This is a genomic window from Streptomyces sp. JNUCC 63 (genome assembly GCF_054366325.1).
The window spans coordinates 4,778,652-4,797,431 of sequence record NZ_CM135963.1; the positions used below are offsets into that span (position 1 = coordinate 4,778,652).

Annotated in this window: 15 protein-coding genes; 9 read left to right on the forward strand and 6 right to left on the reverse strand. The window is 73.1% G+C overall.

The annotated features are described in order from the left end of the window. Positions 1–421: 421 nt before the first annotated feature. Positions 422–1,177, reverse strand: coding sequence for a TIGR03089 family protein (locus tag ACX25U_RS22040; protein WP_454382513.1), 756 nt, complete (start codon positions 1,175–1,177; stop codon positions 422–424). A gap of 133 nt (positions 1,178–1,310) precedes the next feature. Between ACX25U_RS22040 and ACX25U_RS22045 the strand changes: the two genes are divergently transcribed. Continuing rightward, positions 1,311–2,693 carry a peptidoglycan recognition protein family protein gene (locus tag ACX25U_RS22045; RefSeq protein WP_454382515.1) on the forward strand — a complete coding sequence of 461 codons (1,383 nt, stop codon included), beginning with the start codon at positions 1,311–1,313 and terminating at the stop codon, positions 2,691–2,693. A 109-nt stretch (positions 2,694–2,802) separates the two neighbouring features. Next, entirely contained in the window at positions 2,803–3,885 is a 1,083-nt protein-coding gene (manB, locus tag ACX25U_RS22050) for a mannose-1-phosphate guanylyltransferase (protein ID WP_454382517.1), read from the forward strand. A 201-nt stretch (positions 3,886–4,086) separates the two neighbouring features. Here the strand turns inward: manB and ACX25U_RS22055 are convergent, their stop codons facing one another. The 4 genes from ACX25U_RS22055 to ACX25U_RS22070 form a co-directional block, all read right to left on the reverse strand. Then, positions 4,087–5,133 carry a DNA-3-methyladenine glycosylase family protein gene (locus tag ACX25U_RS22055; protein WP_454382519.1) on the reverse strand — a complete coding sequence of 349 codons (1,047 nt, stop codon included), beginning with the start codon at positions 5,131–5,133 and terminating at the stop codon, positions 4,087–4,089. A gap of 71 nt (positions 5,134–5,204) precedes the next feature. After that, complete coding sequence (locus ACX25U_RS22060) at positions 5,205–6,539, reverse strand: coenzyme F420-0:L-glutamate ligase (RefSeq protein ID WP_454382521.1); 1,335 nt, start codon at positions 6,537–6,539, stop codon at positions 5,205–5,207. Next, a complete protein-coding gene (gene cofD, locus ACX25U_RS22065) occupies positions 6,536–7,495 on the reverse strand; it encodes a 2-phospho-L-lactate transferase (protein ID WP_454382523.1) in 960 nt (319 codons plus the stop codon). Before cofD ends, ACX25U_RS22060 begins: the two co-directional genes overlap by 4 nt. 88 nt (positions 7,496–7,583) lie before the next feature. Beyond that, positions 7,584–8,123, reverse strand: coding sequence for a cysteine dioxygenase (locus tag ACX25U_RS22070; protein ID WP_454382525.1), 540 nt, complete (start codon positions 8,121–8,123; stop codon positions 7,584–7,586). A gap of 666 nt (positions 8,124–8,789) precedes the next feature. Between ACX25U_RS22070 and ACX25U_RS22075 the strand changes: the two genes are divergently transcribed. From ACX25U_RS22075 to ACX25U_RS22085, 3 genes are all read left to right on the forward strand, one after another. Then, a complete protein-coding gene (locus tag ACX25U_RS22075) occupies positions 8,790–9,053 on the forward strand; it encodes a WhiB family transcriptional regulator (protein ID WP_003975777.1) in 264 nt (87 codons plus the stop codon). 180 nt (positions 9,054–9,233) lie between these two features. Continuing rightward, positions 9,234–12,977 (forward strand): glycosyltransferase, encoded by a 3,744-nt coding sequence (locus ACX25U_RS22080; RefSeq protein WP_454382527.1) that lies wholly within the window; start codon positions 9,234–9,236, stop codon positions 12,975–12,977. Beyond that, entirely contained in the window at positions 12,974–14,524 is a 1,551-nt protein-coding gene (locus ACX25U_RS22085; protein WP_454382529.1) for a DUF5719 family protein, read from the forward strand. Before ACX25U_RS22080 ends, ACX25U_RS22085 begins: the two co-directional genes overlap by 4 nt. A 28-nt stretch (positions 14,525–14,552) precedes the next feature. On the opposite strand, the gene ACX25U_RS22090 is transcribed toward ACX25U_RS22085, so the two are convergent. Further along, positions 14,553–15,002 carry a metallopeptidase family protein gene (locus ACX25U_RS22090; protein WP_454394429.1) on the reverse strand — a complete coding sequence of 150 codons (450 nt, stop codon included), beginning with the start codon at positions 15,000–15,002 and terminating at the stop codon, positions 14,553–14,555. A 262-nt stretch (positions 15,003–15,264) separates the two neighbouring features. Between ACX25U_RS22090 and ACX25U_RS22095 the strand changes: the two genes are divergently transcribed. The 4 genes from ACX25U_RS22095 to ACX25U_RS22110 all read left to right on the forward strand — a co-directional run bounded on the left by ACX25U_RS22095 (position 15,265) and on the right by ACX25U_RS22110 (position 18,751). Next, positions 15,265–15,690 (forward strand): DUF3499 domain-containing protein, encoded by a 426-nt coding sequence (locus ACX25U_RS22095; protein WP_073949633.1) that lies wholly within the window; start codon positions 15,265–15,267, stop codon positions 15,688–15,690. A gap of 154 nt (positions 15,691–15,844) precedes the next feature. Beyond that, positions 15,845–17,209 carry a phosphomannomutase/phosphoglucomutase gene (locus ACX25U_RS22100; protein WP_454382531.1) on the forward strand — a complete coding sequence of 455 codons (1,365 nt, stop codon included), beginning with the start codon at positions 15,845–15,847 and terminating at the stop codon, positions 17,207–17,209. A gap of 141 nt (positions 17,210–17,350) precedes the next feature. Further along, on the forward strand, positions 17,351–17,521 hold the full coding sequence (locus ACX25U_RS22105; RefSeq protein WP_007382472.1) for a Trm112 family protein: 171 nt from the start codon (positions 17,351–17,353) through the stop codon (positions 17,519–17,521). A 102-nt stretch (positions 17,522–17,623) separates the two neighbouring features. Beyond that, complete coding sequence (locus ACX25U_RS22110) at positions 17,624–18,751, forward strand: SIS domain-containing protein (RefSeq protein WP_454382533.1); 1,128 nt, start codon at positions 17,624–17,626, stop codon at positions 18,749–18,751. Positions 18,752–18,780: the final 29 nt, after the last annotated feature.

Sequence of the window (18,780 nt, forward strand, 5' to 3'; positions counted from 1 at the left end):
TTGTCCCCCTCAAGGCGCTCAGGTCTGCTTCACAGTGCTCGACCCCAGGAAGACCTCGCGGCCAGTAGCACCGGATCGCTCACACTATCCGGCTGGTTCGGCGTCAAGCGACGCCCGTGACAAATTCCACTTCCCTACAAGTGGGCAATCCGCCCATTTCCTTGGACAAAAGTTCGCCTCTGGCCGTGGCTTTACCCGCGGAAGCCCTCCATCGTGGTGTGTTGCGGCGGAACGCCGGGGTGAGCGGGGTGTGCATCCCGGGGTTCCCGGCTCGGTTGCCGACGCCGTACGCGCCGTCAAAAACCTACTGAACGTAGTCGCATGACCGCGCAGACGAATCCTCGTCGTCCGTTGGGAATCCGAATCGCCGGAAGGGGAATTGACGTCCTTTGTTCCCGAATCCCGTGGTACTTCCGCTGCGTCACCTTGCCGTCGCCGTGACCCGTTCCGATTCGATGCGCTTGGCGAGTGCGTCCTCGGAGAGATGGTCGAGGTTGCGGCACAGCACGACGGAGGCGCCGGCGGCGAGGGGGGCGTACAGGCCCGCGCTGAGGCCCTCCCAGGTGCCGTACGGCAGCGCGGACAGCATCCGGGAGCCGGGGCCCGTCAGGTCCAGGGCGGGGGCGTCGGCGCGGGCGTGTTCCACGACCTCCGCCGCCGAGTACTCGGCCCCGGCCACGATCAGGGCCGGCTCGTCCGGGTCCACCGGGGCGAAGGGCGCGAACACGTCGCCCTGCCCCGGCACCTCGACGGCGTAGTCCGCGAAGCCCTCCGGCGGTTGCGGGAACCGTCCGCCGAGCGGCCGCAGCGCCAGCGCCACCCGCTCCCCGGAGCAGGCCCGCGCCGCGTCCAGTGTGTCCGGGCCGCTGACCACGACGTCCGCGGCCGCCGGGTCCCCGTCGACGTCCGCGACCGTGCCCACCGACGCGCACGCCAGCAGCCACACCGCCGTCTGCCAGTGCGCCGGCAGCAGCAGTGCGACCCGGTCGCCGGGCCCGGCGGCGAGGTCCCCCTGGAGGAGGTTCGCGGTCTTGGCCACCCAATTGGCGAAGGTGGCCACGGACAGTTCGACGCGTTCCCCCGTGGCATCGTCGTAGAAGGTCACCAGCGGGCGTCCGGGGTCCGCGGCGAGCGCGGAACGCAGCAGGTCGGCAGGGGTGCGTTCAGTGGCGTTCACCCGCGCAAGCGTACGCGGCGCCGCGCCCGCGCACCGTGCGGCGGGGCCACGTGCGGGGGAGTGGCGCACCACCGGTTCGGCCCAACCGTGGCCGACGGCCCGTCAATTCCCCGATGGACAGATTTGTATGATCATGTCCAAGGTCAGGGGTATGCGTCGATACGGATTCCTGGCGTCCTCGATCGGTGTCACCTGTACGGCCGCCCTCATCCTCACCCTCGCGCCGGGCCTTCCCGTCGCCGCGGCCACGGCGAGACCGACGTCGGCCACCGGGCCGTCGGCCGTACCCGGCAGCACCCAGTCCCTGCCTCTCCTCCCGCTCATCCGCGACCGCGCCCGCGGCGCCGCCGTCGAACAGGGACTGCGCCGCACGGACGTCCACCACTTCTCACTGGTCGGCGTCGTCTGGGACGACCCGGACACCGAGCTGCACGGCAGTGTCCGGATCCGCACCCGCTCCACCGCCACCGGCACCTGGTCCCACTGGCAGGACGTCGACACCCACAACGCCGACCACGGCGCCGACCCCGGCACGGCCGAGCGCACCTCCGGGCTCGTGCACGGCGCCACCGCACCGCTGTGGGTGGGCGAGTCCGACGGCGTCGACGTACGCGTGCGCGTGGACACCGGGGACCGCGACGGGGGTGCCGCCGCCCCGCCGATCACGCTGCCCTCCGGCCTGCGCCTCGAACTCGTCGACCCGGGCGACGAGCCCCCGCCGCAGGACCCCCGGGCCGACGCCTCACACACCGGCGAACCGAGCGAGGAGGCCACCGCGGCCTCCGCGGCCAACGCCCGGCTCGCCCCGCTCGGCGCCACCGAGATCCCCGCGCTCGACCGCGAGGACACCGAACGCGAACTGCTCGCCCTGCACGGCGACGAACTGACGGAACGCCGGCGCGCACAGCCGTACATCGGACCGCGCCCGCGCATCGTCACGCGCCGCGGCTGGGGCGCGGACGAGTCGCTGCGCGGCCGGGGGTTCGTCTACACCAAGAAGGTCAAGGCGGCGTTCGTCCACCACACCTCCTCGGGCAACAACTACGGCTGCGCGCAGGCCCCGTCGGTCATCCGCAGCATCTACCGCTACCACGTCAAGAGCGTGGGCTGGCGCGACATCGGCTACAACTTCCTCGTCGACAAGTGCGGCAACATCTACGAGGGCCGCGCCGGTGGTGTGGCGAAGGCGGTGCTGGGCGCCCACACCCTGGGGTTCAACACCAACAGCGTGGGAATCGCCGTCATCGGCTCCTACGGCAGGTCCAAGCCGTCGTCGGCCGCCGTGACGGCCGTGGCGCGGCTGGCGGCATGGAAGCTCGGCCTGTACGGGATGAATCCGCGCGGAAAAACATATCTGACGTCCGGCGGTGGCAACCTCTACCAAAAAGGAAAGAGCGTACGCCTGAACGTGATCTCCGGCCACCGGGACGGCTTCTCGACCGACTGCCCCGGCCGGCAGCTCTACGGCAAGCTCGGCACGGCCCGCTCGTCGGCGGCGCGCTACCAGGGCCGCTGAGGGGGGCCGGAGGACCGGACAGGGCTCCACAAGGCTGCACGAGCGCGTCTGCATACACTGGCCGGCCGAGGACTGATCGGCCGGTCCCGGCAGGAAGCAGAGACGACAGGTGACAGAAGCGATCCTTCTGGTCGGCGGCAAGGGCACCCGGCTGCGCCCGCTCACGGTGCACACCCCCAAGCCCATGGTGCGGGCGGCGGGGGTGCCGTTCCTCACGCACCAGCTGGCGCGGGCGAGAGCGGCGGGCGTCGAGCACATCGTGCTCGCCACCTCCTATCTGGCCGAGGTCTTCGAGCCGTACTTCGGCGACGGCTCCTCACTCGGACTCCACCTCGAGTACGTCACGGAGGAGGAGCCCCTGGGCACGGGCGGCGCCATCCGCAACGTCGCCTCGCGCCTGCGCTCCGGTCCCGACGAACCGGTCCTGGTCTTCAACGGCGACATCCTCACCGGGCTGGACATCGGGGCGCTGGTGCGCACGCACGAGGAGACGGGCGCGGACGTCTCCCTGCACCTGACGAAGGTGACGGACCCCCGTGCCTACGGCCTGGTCCCGACGGACGACACGGGCCGCGTCCTGGCCTTCCTGGAGAAGCCGCAGACCCCCGAGGAGATCGTCACCGACCAGATCAACGCGGGGGCGTACGTCTTCCGCCGCTCGGTCATCGACACCATCCCGCGGGGCCGCCCGGTGTCGGTGGAGCGCGAGACCTTCCCGGACCTGCTGTCCGCCGGGGCCCACCTGCAGGGCATGGTGGACTCCACCTACTGGCTGGACCTCGGCACTCCCGCCGCCTTCGTACGCGGCTCCGCCGACCTGGTCCTCGGCCGCGCCCCCTCCCCGGCGGTCCCCGGCCGCTGCGGCGACCGCCTGATCCTGCCCACGGCCGTCGTCGCCCCCGACGCCAAGCTGACCGGCGGCACGGTGGTCGGCGAGGGCGCGTTCGTCGCCGAGGGCGCGCGGGTCTTCGGCAGCACGATCCTGCCCGGCGCCGTCATCGAGCCCGGCGCCGTCGTCACCGACTCCCTCATCGGCACCCAGGCCCGCATCGGCACCCGCTCCGTCCTCACCGGCACCGTGATCGGCGACGGCGCGGTGGTGGGCGCCGACAACGAACTGAGGGAGGGCGTAAGAATCTGGTGCGACGCCCGCATCCCGGCGGGCGCGGTGAGATTCTCCTCGGACCAGTAGACACGGAGGTACGCAGCTCCGTAGCTGCGGGCGGTCGTGCCGCCGTAGCTGCGGGCAGTCGTGCCGCTGGGGCGCTGGGGTCCCCCTGCTCGAGCGGAGCCGAGAGCTTGGGGGAGGGTGGGCGCGGCGGCACCCACAGCCCAGGGTCATCTGTCAATCCGAGTCAGCTGTCCCAGCCGCCCACCTCAACCGCCGCGCACCTCAGAGCCGCCCGATGTCCCCCGTCGGCCTCCGCGGCCCCCGCCGCCCCGGCGCCCGCCCGCTCAACAGAATCAACCGAGCAGCCCGATGCCGCTGTCCCGCATACGGCTCGAGCAAGCGCAGCATCTCCGCGTCATCGGCCCCCCGATGCCCCGCCAGCGCGAACCCCACGATCCCCGGCAGATGCAGATCCCCGACCGTCACCGCGTCCGCCGCACCATGACTGCGCTGCACGGTCTCCGCCGACGTCCACGGCCCGATCCCGGACACCAGCTCCAACCGTTCCTGCGCCACCGCCGGAGGCATCCGCACCGCCTCCTCCAGCCGCGCGGCGACCCGCACCGCCCGCAGCACCGTAGACGCCCGCTTGTCGTCGACCCCGGCCCGGTGCCACTCCCACGACGGAATCAGCGCCCAGGTCCGCGGCGCCGGCATGACGTACATCCGCCCGGGAGCGGGTCCCGGTGCCGGCTCCCCGTACTTCCGTACGAGCACCCGCCACGCCGCGTACGCCTCGACCGTCGTCACCTTCTGTTCCAGGACCGACGGGATCAACGACTCCAGCACCAGCCCGGTCCGCGTCAGCCGCAACCCCGGCCGCCGGTGCCGCGTCAGCGCCAGCAACCGGTGCCGCGGCTCGAACAGGGACGGGTCGTCGGCGGCCCCGAGCAGCTCGGGCAACTGCTCCAGCAGCCACTCGGCTCCCGGCCCCCACGCCTCCCCGCGCACCTGCCCGCCGCTCGCGGACACCCGCAGCGTCCCGGGCCCGAGCGGCGTCCGGCTGGCCCGCCACACCGACCCGTCGGGCATCGCCCGGAACGTGGGATCGCCGGGCCCCCGCCGCAGCGGCCCGAGCACCAGCCCCAGGTCCAGCGGCCCGTCCGGCACCCACGTCCGCACCCGCCCCGGCGCGACGGTCTGCTGCGGCACCCCCGCGGACGCGCTCCCGGGCGCGTCGACCTGCCCACCGCGCACGGGCATGGGGGCCCCTCCCGCGCCGTCAAGGCTGTGGGGGAGCGTGGGCCGCGGAGCGAAACGTCCTGCCATGAAGGAGATCCAGGAGGGCCGAAGGTACCGAAGAAGCTCTACGAGCCTAGGCGGTCATGCGGACGAAGCGGTCACAGCGAGACCACGAACGCCCCCGCGTCCCGCTCCGGCCGCGGCTTCGGCGGCCCGGCCGGATGCCCGACCGCGACCGCCCCCATCGGATCCCAGTCCTCCGGCAGCCCCAGCACCTCGCGCACCACGTCCCGGCAGAACATCGTCGAGGACACCCACGCCGAGCCGAGCCGCTCCCCGGCCAGCGCGACCAGGAAGTTCTGCACCCCGGCCCCGGCGGCGACCACGAACATCTCCCGCTCGGCACCGTCCCGCCGCTCGTCGCCGTACACGTGCGAGCCGTCCATGACGAGGCACGGCACCACCAGGTAGGGCGCGTTGCGCAGCACGTCCCCGCGCCGGATCCGCTTGGCGATCGACTCCTCGCCCCTGCCGTCCCGCCGCAGGTCGGCGATCCAGGCGTCCCGCATCGCATCCAGCAGACGCGTCCGCGACTCCACCGACTCCAGCAGCACGAACCGCCACGGCGTGGTGTGGTGCGGCGCGGGCGCGGTCACCGCCGCGGCCACCGCGCGCCGTACCGCGCCCGGGTCGACCGGCTCGTCGGTGAAGGACCGTACGGTACGCCGCTGGGTCACCGCCTCCCGTACGGCCTCGGAGGTCCCGAGCCGGAACATGTCGTCGCGCGCGTCCCGCACCATGGCCCGTGCTCCCTCCCCGTGTTCCTCGGTCACCACGTGCCCCAGCCCGCGCACCACGGCGATGGGCAGCCCGGCGGCCTTGCCCTTGACCAGGTCGCCCGCGGCGGCGAGTTCGTCGGCGGTGGCGACGACGGTGGCGCTCAGCGGATTGCCGTGCGCGTCCGTGCCACCGCGCAGATCGTCCAGCGCGCGTACGCCCGCGGCGCCGATGGCGACATCCGTGAGCCCGGCGCGCCAGGGTCGCCCGAAGGTGTCGGTGACGAGCACCCCGACCGTGACCCCGAGGGCGTCGCGCAGGCCGTCCCGGATGGCGCGCGCGGACGCGTCCGGGTCCTCGGGCAGCAACAGCACCGTGCCGGAAGGGGTGTTGGAGGCGTCGACTCCGGCGGCGGCCATGACCAGCCCCTGCCGGTTCTCCACGATCCGCAGCGGCCCGCGCCGGGCCACGACCCGTACGGTCTCCGCGTCGATCGCGGCTTCCCGGTCGACCGCCTCGACGATCCGGCCCTCCGCCTTGGAGACGATCTTCGAGGTGACGAGGAGCACGTCCCCGTCGGCCAGAGCGGGTTCCGCGGCGGCGATCAGCTTCGCCAGGTCGTCGCCCTGCTGCACCTCGGGAATCCCGGCAATCGCCCAGACCCGGAACTCCGGGGCGGACGCGTCCGCCCGCGCGTGCGCCGTCGCGCCGCTCATGCTCCCCGCACCTCCTCGGCCAGCACCAGCGCCTCCCGTGCCATCCGGGCGGCGGCGTCGACGTCGGTCATCATCAGCGGCACCGCCCGGCACCGGATGCCGGCCGCCTCGACCCGCTCCACCGAGGCCGCGTCGACGGTGTCGACGAGCCAGCCGTCCAGCAGTCCCGAGCCGTAGTGCTCGGCCACCGCCGCGGCCGTGGACTCCACGCCGACCGCCGCGAGGACCTTGTCGGCCATGCCGCGCACGGGCGCGTCGCCGACGATGGGGGACAGTCCGATCACCGGTACCCCGGCGTCGGCGACGGCCTCCCGGATACCGGGCACCGCGAGGATCGTGCCGACGGAGACGACGGGGTTGGACGGCGGGAAGAGGATCACGTCCGCCTCGGAAATCGCCTCCAGCACCCCGGGCGCCGGCTTCGCCTGTTCCGCGCCGACCGGCACGACCGCCCCGGCCGGCACCGACGCCCGCAGCCGCACCCAGTACTCCTGGAAGTGCACCGCCTTGCGCTCACCGTCCAGCTCGACGGCGACGTGCGTCTCCACGCGGTCGTCGGTCATGGGGATGAGCCGCACCCCCGGCTTCCACCGGTCGCACAACGCCTCGGTGACCGCGCTCAGCGGATACCCGGCGCCGATCATCTGGGTGCGCACGATGTGCGTGGCGAAGTCCCGGTCGCCGAGGCCGAACCAGTTCGGTCCCACGCCGTACGCCGCGAGCTCCTCCTTGAGATGGAAGGTCTCGTCGGCCCGACCCCAGCCCTGCTCCTCGTTGATGCCGCCGCCGAGCGTGTACATCACCGTGTCCAGGTCCGGGCAGACCTTCAGCCCGTAGAGGTGGATGTCGTCGCCGGTGTTGCCGATGACCGTGACGTCCGCGTCCGGCACGGCCCGCTTCAGACCGCGCAGGAACCGGGCACCACCGATGCCGCCTGCCAGAACCACAATGCGCATGGGGTCAAGTCTTGCAGGCGGGTACGACAACGTGGCACGTGCCCGCCGTTCCGGCACCTGCTCGTCCGGGCAGGTCCCCCGGCGGGCCTCAGGCGCCGACGGCGTCCACCGGGCCCGTGCAGGCCCCGGCGTACCGGGCGGCGGTGCGGGCGCCTCCGGCCGAGGACCGGGGGTGCATGGGCATCTCGGTCAGGCCGGGGAAGTACACGTGCAGGCTGACCGCCGGCTCCAGCGTGTCGTTGACGACCTCGTGCGCGTACCCCGGCGCGAACACGCGCTGCGCGCCGCCGCCCAACGCGCGCGTGCCGCGCTCGGTGCGCTCGGTCAGCTCGCCGTCCAGGACCGTGAGGACACCGGAGGAGGGGCCGTGGCCGTGCAGTCCGCTGCCCTGCCCGGGCACCCAGGACAACAGCCACACCTCGTAGCCCGGGCCGGTGCGCAGCCGGTGGTACCAGCGGGTCGTCGCGTCGTAGCGGACGAGATGCTCCCAGTGGGTGCGGTCGGCGGCGATGGAGCGGGCCAGGCCGACGAACTCGGCCACGGTGGCCGGGTGCTCGCGCGGGGCCTGGAGCAGGTGCGGGACTTCGAGGATGTCGCCGGCGATCTGAAGGTCGCTGTCGCTGTTCATGAGGGTGGGGGTTCCTCGGTGAAAGGTGAAAGGAGGTCGAGGGGAACGGGCGTCGAGCGCAGAGGGACTCGGGCGACGGCTGGAGCACGCGTGCGCGTGTGGGGCTCAACAGCCGGAACAGCAACAGCTACAGCGAGCGCGGGCAGCACCGAGGGACCCGGCGGTGCGGGTCGTGGTGAGTGCCGGATTCGCGAGCATGCCCACTAGGACAGCGGTTCACACCTCCACTGTCAACTCGACGCCCGGAATGTGGGACATGTTTCACCTCATCCGGTTCATCTCGCAGGTGAAAGGTTTGCTCATGGGCCGACCGGGACACATGGGGCACATGCCGGGCGCGCAAGCGCCGTTGCGATTCCGTGATCCGACCGTGATCCGGGCCGCTTCGGTGTGCGTGTCGGAACGAGATCGAAGCCCTGGGCGTCCTTCCCTGTGTGGGCCCCGTACAGGGGTGCGAAGCCCTCGGGACCTTGGCTGTGTGTCTGGGTTTAAGTTGATTTGAACACTTTCTGGAGAGGCTTGGTTCCGGAGAGTGAATAAGGGGCCCAATAGCAGATCTCGGCTTGACTCGCCCGGAGCAGCACACTTGTAATTTCACTCGTGTCGTTCAGCCGGGACAGGTAACGGCTGCATCACGGGGACGCGAAAGACAGACGAGGGGCGCACATGACCGAGCTGGTGCAGCAACTGCTGGTCGACGACGCGGACGAGGAACTCGGCTGGCAGGAGCGCGCGCTGTGCGCCCAGACCGACCCCGAGTCCTTCTTCCCCGAGAAGGGCGGCTCCACCCGCGAGGCCAAGAAGGTCTGCCTCGCCTGCGAGGTCCGCTCCGAGTGCCTCGAGTACGCCCTCGCCAACGACGAGCGCTTCGGCATCTGGGGCGGCCTGTCCGAGCGTGAGCGGCGCCGGCTGAAGAAGGCGGCCGTCTGACCGCACGCCCGGCGCACATCCCCATACAAACGTCACGAACGGCCCGTCGCAGGTGGGTTATCCACAGGCGGCGGGCCGTCGTCCTGGCCAGCCGATAGTGTGGTCGCTCGTCCGAGACGCCCCCCTGCCCCCCCGGGCACAGGCGTCCACCGCAGTCCACCGAACCGGGGCCGTATCTCGATGTCCGTGCACAGCCATACGGCAGCCCACTACGACGTCGCTGCCGCAGCGCCGTCCGACCCCGCGCGCGCGACGGCGTCCGACCCGAGCCGCGCGCCGGAATACCCGAGGCACGTCGTCACCGCCGTGCTCGTCTCCCACGACGGCGCCCGCTGGCTGCCCGACGCGCTCGCCGGCCTGCTCGGCCAGGAGCGCCCCGTACAGTACGCCGTAGCGGCCGACACCGGCAGTGCGGACGACTCCGCGCAGGTGGTCACCGACGTCCTCGGCGCCGACCGCGTGCTGCACCTGGCCCGGCGCACCGGCTTCGGCCAGGCCGTCGAGGAGGCCATCCACGCCGCCCCGGTCCTCACCCCGGACGACCTGCCGTACCTCAAGCGCCCCAGCGGCTGGGACCCCGTCACGCGCACATGGCGCGACGACGCCTACGACCTGCCCGAGCTGCCGTACGGAGAGCCGGTGCAGTGGCTGTGGCTGCTGCACGACGACTGCGCCCCCGAACCCGACGCCCTGGCCCAGCTGCTGCGGGTCGTCGACAACGAGTACGAACTCGGCCGCGACGACGTGGCGATCGTCGGCCCCAAGCTGCGCGGCTGGTACGACCGCAGGCAGCTGCTCGAAGTGGGCGTCAGCATCGCCAACTCCGGCCGCCGTTGGACCGGTCTGGACCGCCGTGAACAGGACCAGGGCCAGCACGACCACGTACGGCCCGTGCTGTCGGTGTCCACCGCCGGAATGCTGATCCGGCGTGACGTCTTCGAGGAGCTGGGCGGGTTCGACCGCAGGCTGCCCCTGATGCGCGACGACGTCGACCTGTGCTGGCGCGCCAACGCCGCCGGCCACCGCGTCCTGATCGCCCCCGACGCCGTCGTACGACACGCCGAAGCCGCCTCCCGCGAGCGCCGCACCGTCGACTGCGCCGGCCGCACCGCCGCGTCCCCGCACAAGGTGGACAAGGCCGGCGCCGTCCACACCCTGCTCGTCAACGTCCGCACGGCAGCGCTGCCCTGGGTGCTGCTGAGACTCGTGCTCGGCACCCTGCTGCGGACGGTCGCCTATCTCGTCGGCAAGGTACCGGGGCAGGCCGTCGACGAGATCCGCGGCCTGATGGGCACACTCCTGCGGCCCGAGCGGATCGTCGCCGGCCGGCGCAGACGCGGGAAGCCGCAGGTCGACAAGGGCGAGATGCGGCCGCTGTTCCCACCGCCGGGCGCCACCGTCCGCGCCACGGTCGAACAGGTCGCGAGCAACCTCGTCGGCCGCTCCGACCCCGAGGTCTCCTCGGCCGGCCGGCACGGCGGCGCGGTCGAGTCCGGGCCCGGCGGCGAGGACGCCGACTACCTGGAGATCGAGCAGTTCGCCCGCCTCAAGCGCATCGCCCGCAAACCCGGCCCGGTGCTCTTCCTGATGCTGCTGATCGTCTCCCTGGTCGCCTGCCGCGGCCTGCTCGGCGGCGGCGCGCTCGCGGGCGGTGCCCTGCTGCCCGCCCCGGCCGGCTCCTCCGAGCTGTGGTCGCGCTACCTCGACTCCTGGCACCCGGTCGGCGCCGGCGGCACCCCGTCCGCGCCGCCGTACCTGGCGATGGTCGCGATGCTGGCCTCCCTGCTGCTGGGCTCGACCGGCCTCGCGGTCACCGTCCTGCTGGTCGCCTCGGTGCCGCTGGCCGGATTCACGGCGTACTTCGCCTCCCGCCCGCTCGTCCCCTCGCGCCTGCTGCGCGCCTGGGCGGCCGTCGTCTACGCCTTCCTGCCCGCGACCACCGGCGCGCTGGCCGGCGGCCGCATCGGTACCGCGGTCCTGGCCGTGCTGCTGCCGCTCATCGCCCGCGCGGGCATCGCGGCCGGCGGCCTGGCCAACGCGTCCGGTGCCCGCGGCAGTTGGCGCGCCACCTGGGCGTACGCCCTGCTGCTGACCGTCACCACCGCGTTCACGCCCATCGTGTGGCCCCTCGCGTTCCTCCTCGGCCTCGGCGTGCTGGCCGTACGCCGCGACGACATCGTGGCGTACGCACCGCGCTTCCTGGCCCAGTTGGGCACTCCGCTGCTGGTCCTCGCCCCCTGGTCGCTGACGCTGCTGCCGTTCGGCTTCTTCCAGGAGGCCGGGCTGGAGTACGGCTCCTCGGCCGCCTCCGCCCTCGACCTGCTCGGCGCCGGCCCGGGCGGCCCCGGCACGGTGCACGGACTGATGCTCATCGGCATCGTCCTGGCCGCGCTGGCCGCGCTGCTGCGCGCCGAGCGCCAGTTCGCGATCTGGACGGCCTGGGCGGTCGCCCTGGTGGCGCTCGTCTTCGCGGTGCTGTCCAACGGCTCCACCTGGGCCGGCCCGGCCACCCTCGTCTACGGCCTCGCGCTCCTGACCGCCGCCGTGCTCGGTGCCGACGGGGCACGCGCGCGCGTGGCCGAGCAGAGTTTCGGCTGGCGCCAGCCGGTCGCCGCGCTGATCGCCTTCGCCTCGGCCGCGGGCCCCTTGCTCGTCATCGCCGGCTGGATGATCCGCGGCGCCGACGGCCCCGTTCAGCGGCGCGACCCCGTGCAGGTGCCCGCGTTCGTCGCCGAGGAGAGCAGCACTCGCGACCAGGCCCGCACCCTGGTCCTCGACAGCGACTCGCCCGGCCACGTCGGCTACATGCTCGTCCGTGGCTCCGGCGCCCGCATGGGCGATGCCGAACTGGCCGCGGCGAACGGCGGGAACAGCACGCTCGACAAGGTCGTCGCCAACCTCGTCGCCGGCTCCGGCGCCGACCAGGCGGGCCAGCTCGGCGGCTTCGCCGTGCGCTACGTCCTCGTCCACAAGGGCGCGCCCCGCGAGGTCGGCCGCGTCCTGGACGCCACGCCCGGCCTGACCCGGCTCAGCCAGCAGGACGGCAGCGCCCTGTGGCGGGTGAACCAGGAGGTCTCGCGCGCCGCCATCGTGCCCGCCTCCGGCTCCGGCACCGCCCAGCCGGTCGCCGCCGGGCCGGTCGAGATCCACACCACGGTCCCGTCCGGTGCCGAGGGCCGCGTGCTGCGCCTGGCCGACTCGGCCGACGCGGGCTGGACGGCCACCCTGGACGGAAAGCCGCTCACCCGCACGACGGTGGACGGCTGGGCCCAGGGCTTCCAACTCCCCGCCTCCGGCGGGAAGCTGGACGTCACCTTCGACGACCCGATCGGCCACACCGCCTGGCTGTGGGGCCAGGGCGCGCTCGCCGCCGTCCTCGTCGTGCTCGCCCTGCCCGGCCGGCGCCGCGACATCGACGACGACCTGCCCGAGGAGGAGCTCGTCCCAGCCCAGGCCGTCGCCGGGGAGGGCCGCCGGGCCCGCCGGCTGCGTGCCCAGGCGGAGGCCGAGGAGGCCGGCCAGGAGGGGCAGGAGGGGCAGGAGGACTTCGAGCCGGGGCCGGACGGACCGGAGACCATGTCTCCGCCTTCCCAGGAGGAGGCTCCCGCCGCCGTTCCGCACCAGCAGTCCTACGGCGAGTGGGACACCACCGCCTACGCGGGGGCCGGAGCCGAGTACGGCGCCTACGGCGGCGAGCACTACCAGGGCACCCAGCCCCAGCAGTACCCGGCGGGCGCCTACGACCAGGCGTACCCGGCCGACCCGTACCACAGCGGTCAGTACGACCCGTACGCGTACGGCGGCCAGGCCCCCTCGGCGCCGTACGACCAGGCGTACCACCAGGGGTACGAGGAGCCGTACGATCCGGCCCAGCACCACCCGCACGGCAACGGCAGTGAGCGCCCCGACGGGAGCCAGCAGTGAACCGCACGACCCTGTCCCTGATCGCCGGCGTGACCGCGCTCGCCGCCGTCACCGGATTCGCCGCGCTGGACACACCGGACGCCGCGGGCGCCGGCCCCGCCAAGGCGGCTGCCCAACTGCCCGTCGAGCGCACGACCCTGGTCTGTCCGACGCCGAGCAGCTCCGACATCGCCGACACCTCGTACACGTCCTTCACACCTGCGACCCAGGGCGCGGGCAGCACGGGCAAGGCCCAACTCCGGCCCGCCACCGGGCAGTCGGCGACGGACGCCGGCAGCGGGAAGGACGGCTCCCAGGGCAGCTCCAAGGAGAAGGACAAGGCCAAGGACGGTGACGGCGGCAAGAAGCAGGCCGTCAAGCCCGTCCTGGAACCCAAGGAGCCCGGCACCCCCGTCACCGGCGACACCTCGGGCGCGGACGCCCCCGCGCTGATCGGCACGGCCGAGGGCAAGTTCGCGCCCGGCTGGACGATGCAGCAGACCACCGAGGTCGCCGCGGGCACCGGCCGCGGCCTGCTGGGTGTCAACTGCACCGCCCCGGACACCCAGTTCTGGTTCCCGGGCGCGAGCACGGCCGCCGGCCGCTCCGACTACGTCCACCTGACCAACCCCGACGACTCCGCGGCCGTCGTCGACATCGAGCTGTACGGCAAGGACGGCGCCGTGAAGTCGGCCGTCGGAGAGGGCATCACCGTTCCGCCGCACTCCAGCGAACCGGTCCTGCTGTCCACGCTCGCCGATGCCCCGCAGGAGGACCTCACCGTGCATGTGAGCGTGCGCAGCGGCCGGGTCGGTGCGGCCGTGCAGGCCCTCGACGACAAACTGGGCGGCGACTGGCTGGCGGCGTCCGCGGACCCGGCGGGCAGCCTGGTGCTGCCGGGCATCCCCAAGGACGCCACGTCCGTACGGCTGGTCGCCTTCACGCCGGAAGACTCCGACGCCGACCTGAAGGTGCGGCTGGCCTCGCCGTCCGGGCTGATCACGCCCGCCGGGCACGAGACGGTCCACATCAAGGGCAGGATGACGACCGCCGTCGACCTCGGTGAGATCACGCGCGGGGAGGCGGGCTCGCTGGTGCTGACGCCGACCTCGCAGTCGGTGCCCGTGGTCGCGGCGCTGCGGATCGTCCGGGGCAAGGGCGACAAGCAGGAGACGGCGTTCATCCCGGCGACGAGCCCGCTCGAGACGCGCGCGACCTCGGCCGGCAACAGCGCCAAGGGGTCGACGCTCTCGCTGACCGCTCCCACGGCCACCGCGCAGGTCAAGGTCACCGCCTCGGCGGGCAGCGGAGGCGGCGCACCGGAGTCGAAGACCTACACGATCAAGGCGGGCAGCACCCAGGACATCGACCCGCCGGTGCCGTCCGGTCTGAAAGGGACGTACGCCCTGACGGTGGAGCGCCTGTCCGGCGGCCCGGTCTACGGGGCGCGGACCCTCGAGGCGACGCGTGTGGGCATCCCCGCCTTCACGGTCCAGACACTGCCGGACGACCGGGGGACCGTGGCGGTGCCGCGGGCGGACCAGGATCTGTCGGTGCTGCAGAAGTGAGGCGGGCGCCCCGGACGGCGCCCCCGGCTCAGTCCTCGCCGTACCGGGGGTCCACCGTCTCCGGGGTCAGCCCCAGCAGTTCGGCCACCTGCTCGACGACGATCTCGTGCACCAGGGCGGCCCGCTCGTCGCGCCCCTTGGTGCGGATCTCCACCGGCCGCCGGTAGACCACCACGCGCGCGCGTCGCCCGTCTTGCGAGGCGATCGTGCCTCCGAGCGGCACCGCCTCGTCGCTCCAGGGCTGTCCCGGCCGGTCCAGCCGCGGCACCTCCAGCACGAGGAAGTCGATGTCGGCCAGCTGCGGCCACCGTCGCTCCAGGCGGTCCACGGAGTCCTGCACCAGGTCCGCGAACGCTTCGGCACGGCTCGCCGCGAGCGGCACCTGCGGCGGTGCGATCGGGCCGCGCATGCCGCGGCCGTGGCGATCACGTCGTCGGGGCCCGGGGCCGGCGGCACGGGGCGGTACACGGTTGTCCATCACTGCTGAAGGGTAGTCCCCGGCGCCCGCGCGTGCCCGGCCTCGACGGTCTGCCGTCCGGTGACCATTCCAGCCAGGACTGGGCTCGATTCCGTATCTCTCCAAGACCGTCGATCTCAAGGCAATTGACGGCGTTTGTACCCGGTCGTGACCGGATCCAGGGTTGTTCGAAATTTCGACAGGAGACGTCCGCGCAGGTCAGCGAAGTATGACAGAAGGTGTGTGCCGGGCGTTTCACTCCGCGACACGGTGGAGTGACCTGATGGAGAGTCGTCGCGGCCCGCTCAAGAGTGCGGTACCGTCCAACATCGTGAGCCCTGTACGTCGCTGTTCGCGCACCGCTTGCGGCCGTCCTGCCGTAGCGACGCTGACGTACGTCTATGCCGACTCCACCGCCGTCCTCGGCCCGCTCGCCACCTACGCCGAACCCCACTGCTACGACCTGTGCGCCGAGCACTCCGAGCGCCTCACCGCCCCCCGCGGCTGGGAGGTCGTCCGCCTTCTCGACGGCTCGGCTCCCGCGCGGCCCAGCGGTGACGATCTGGAAGCGCTTGCCAATGCCGTGCGCGAGGCGGCCAGGCCCCAGAAGCGGGCGGCCGAGGCCGGAGGCGGCGGCCCGCGCACGGCGGACCCGATGGAGGTCGCGCGCCGCGGCCACCTGCGCGTGCTCCGCTCGCCGGACAACTGATCGCCGGGCAGCCGCGAACATTCCTGGCCCTTCGCCACCCGATGGCGTTCCGTGCAAGCGCTTGCGCCACGACGTGCGCTCGGTCCCTGACGCCACCACCGTCAGCAGGCACCGGTAGCTTGTGGTGACCGATAGGACTCCAGAAGGGTTGGCCGTGGCTGCTGATCTGTCGCAGATCGTGAAGGCGTACGACGTACGCGGAGTGGTCCCGGACCAGTGGGACGAGTCACTGGCCGAACTCTTCGGGGCGGCCTTCGCCCAGGTGACCGGCGCGAGCGCCCTCGTGACCGGGCACGACATGCGGCCCTCCTCGCCCGGCTTGACCCGGGCCTTCGCGCGCGGGGCGGCGCGGCGCGGCGTGGACGTCACCGAGATCGGGCTGTGCTCCACGGACCAGCTGTACTACGCCTCGGGCGCCCTGAACCTGCCGGGCGCGATGTTCACCGCCTCCCACAACCCGGCCCAGTACAACGGCATCAAGATGTGCCGCGCGGGCGCCGCTCCCGTCGGCCAGGACTCGGGCCTGGCGGAGATCCGCGAACTGGCCGAGAAGTGGCGGGAGTCGGGCGCCCCGGACCCCGCGGACCGGCCAGGAACGATCATGCAGCGCGACACGCTGGACGACTACGCGGCACACCTGCGCTCCCTCGTCGACCTGACCTCCATCCGCCCCCTGAAGGCCGTCGTCGACGCGGGCAACGGCATGGGCGGCCACACCGTCCCGACGGTCCTCGCCGGGCTGCCCGTCGACCTCGTGCCGATGTACTTCGAACTGGACGGCACCTTCCCCAACCACGAGGCCAACCCGCTGGACCCGGCCAACCTCGTCGACCTGCGAAACCGGGTCCGCGCCGAGGGCGCCGACATCGGCCTCGCCTTCGACGGCGACGCCGACCGCTGCTTCGTCGTCGACGAGCACGGCGAGCCGGTCTCCCCGTCTGTGATCACCGCGCTGGTCGCCGCCCGCGAGCTGGCCAGGAACGGCGGCAAGGGCGTGATCATCCACAACCTCATCACCTCCTGGTCGGTCCCGGAAGTGGTGAGGGAGAGCGGCGGCACGCCCGCACGCACACGCGTGGGCCACTCCTTCATCAAGGCCGAGATGGCGCGGACGGGCGCGATCTTCGGCGGCGAGCACTCCGCGCACTACTACTTCAAGGACTTCTGGAACGCCGACACGGGCATGCTGGCCGCCCTGCACGTCCTCGCGGCCCTGGGCGGTCAGGACGGCCCCCTGTCGTCACTCGTGGCCCAGTACGACCGCTACGTCGGCTCCGGCGAGATCAACTCCACGGTCGACGACCAGACCGCCCGCCTCGTCGCCGTCAAGTCGGCGTACGCCGGCCGCGACGACGTCACCCTGGACGAACTCGACGGCCTCACGGTCACCGCCGCCGACTGGTGGTTCAACGTCCGCCCCTCCAACACCGAACCGCTCCTGAGGCTGAACGCCGAGGCCCGCGACGAGGTCACGATGGCCAAGGTGAGGGACGAGGTCCTGGCCGTCATCCGCGGCTGAGGCGCTGTAAGGGCCACTCCCGACCACCCCGGGCGTGGCCCGACGGCCCGGCCCGACCCCGCCACGCACCCTCACCGGCGGTACCCTGACCAGGCACGACCGTACGACCACACACGCCCGCCCGCCCCGAAGGGAACGCCCATGCCGCTCGAAGCCGGCCTCCTGGAGATCCTCGCCTGCCCGGCCTGCCACGCCCCCCTCAAGGAGCAGGACACCGAGCTGATCTGCACCGGCCAGGACTGCGGCCTGGCGTACCCCGTGCGCGACGGCATCCCCGTCCTGCTCGTCGACGAGGCCCGCCGCCCCGCGTAGCACGGACCCGTCCGCGGGAGGCCCGCCGCCCCGGACGGACGTGGTCCGCCGCCCCCACAACCGACGACCCGGTGTTCGGAGCCCGATCGGAGGCTGCCGCCCATGCTCGACGAATCACTGCTCGACGACCCCGGGGGGCTCGCCGAGGCCGACCACCGCGGACTGCTTCGCGGAGCCGCCGAGGCCGGCGCCCGGATCCGCACCGCCGCCCGGAACGCCGCCGAGGCCGGCGTGGGCGACCTCAAGCCCGACGGCCGCCCGCGTGCCGTCCTGATCGCCGGACCGGGCGCCGCCGCCACCCACGCCGCCGACCTGCTCGGCACGCTCGCCGGCGCCGGCAGTCCCGTCACCCGGCTGGCACCCACCGGCGTGGCCCCGGCCGCCGGCGCCCTGCGCTGGGAGCTGCCCGGCTGGGCAGGCTCCGTCGACCTGCTGCTGATCGCCACCCCGGACGGCACCGAGCCCAGCCTGTCCCTGCTCGCCGACCAGGCCTACCGGCGCGGCTGCACGGTCGTCGCCGTGGCCCCGGCCCGCACCCCGCTCGCCGAGGCCGTCGAGGCCGCCCACGGCCTGTTCGTACCGATGGCGACGGCGCCGTACGACCACGACGAACCCCTCGCCGGATCCGCCCCCGGCGTGCTGTGGGCGCTGCTCACCCCGCTGCTCGCGCTCCTGGACCGGGTGGGCCTGCTGACCGCCCCGCCCGATGCCCTGGAGAAGGCCGCCGACCGGCTGGACCACATCGCGGAGCGCTGCGGGCCCGCCATCGTGACGTACAGCAACCCGGCCAAGACGCTCGCCGCCGAACTCGCCGACGCGCTGCCCGTGATCTGGACCGAAGGCGTCTCCGCCGGCCCCGCCGGCCGCCGCTTCGCCGCCGGGCTCGCCGAGCTGTCCGGCATCCCCGCGGTCGTCGCCGAACTGCCCGAGGCGCTGGCCGCGCACAGCGCCCTGCTCGCCGGCCCACTGGCCGCCAGCGCCGACCCGGACGACTTCTTCCGCGACCGCGTCGAGGAGACCCCCGCCCTGCACGCCCGCGTGGTGCTGCTCCGCGACCGCCCGCTCGGCGGCCTCACCGCCGCGCCGGCCGCCCGTGACCTGGCCCTCAGCAACGACACGCCGATCAGCGAGCTGGAACCGGACCCAGGAGACGAAATCGAGACCCTCGCCGAACTGATCGCCGTCACGGATTTCACCGCCGTTTACCTGGCGCTCGCCTCCGGCGCCTGATCTGTCCTCGGTACCCCCGCCGGCAAGAA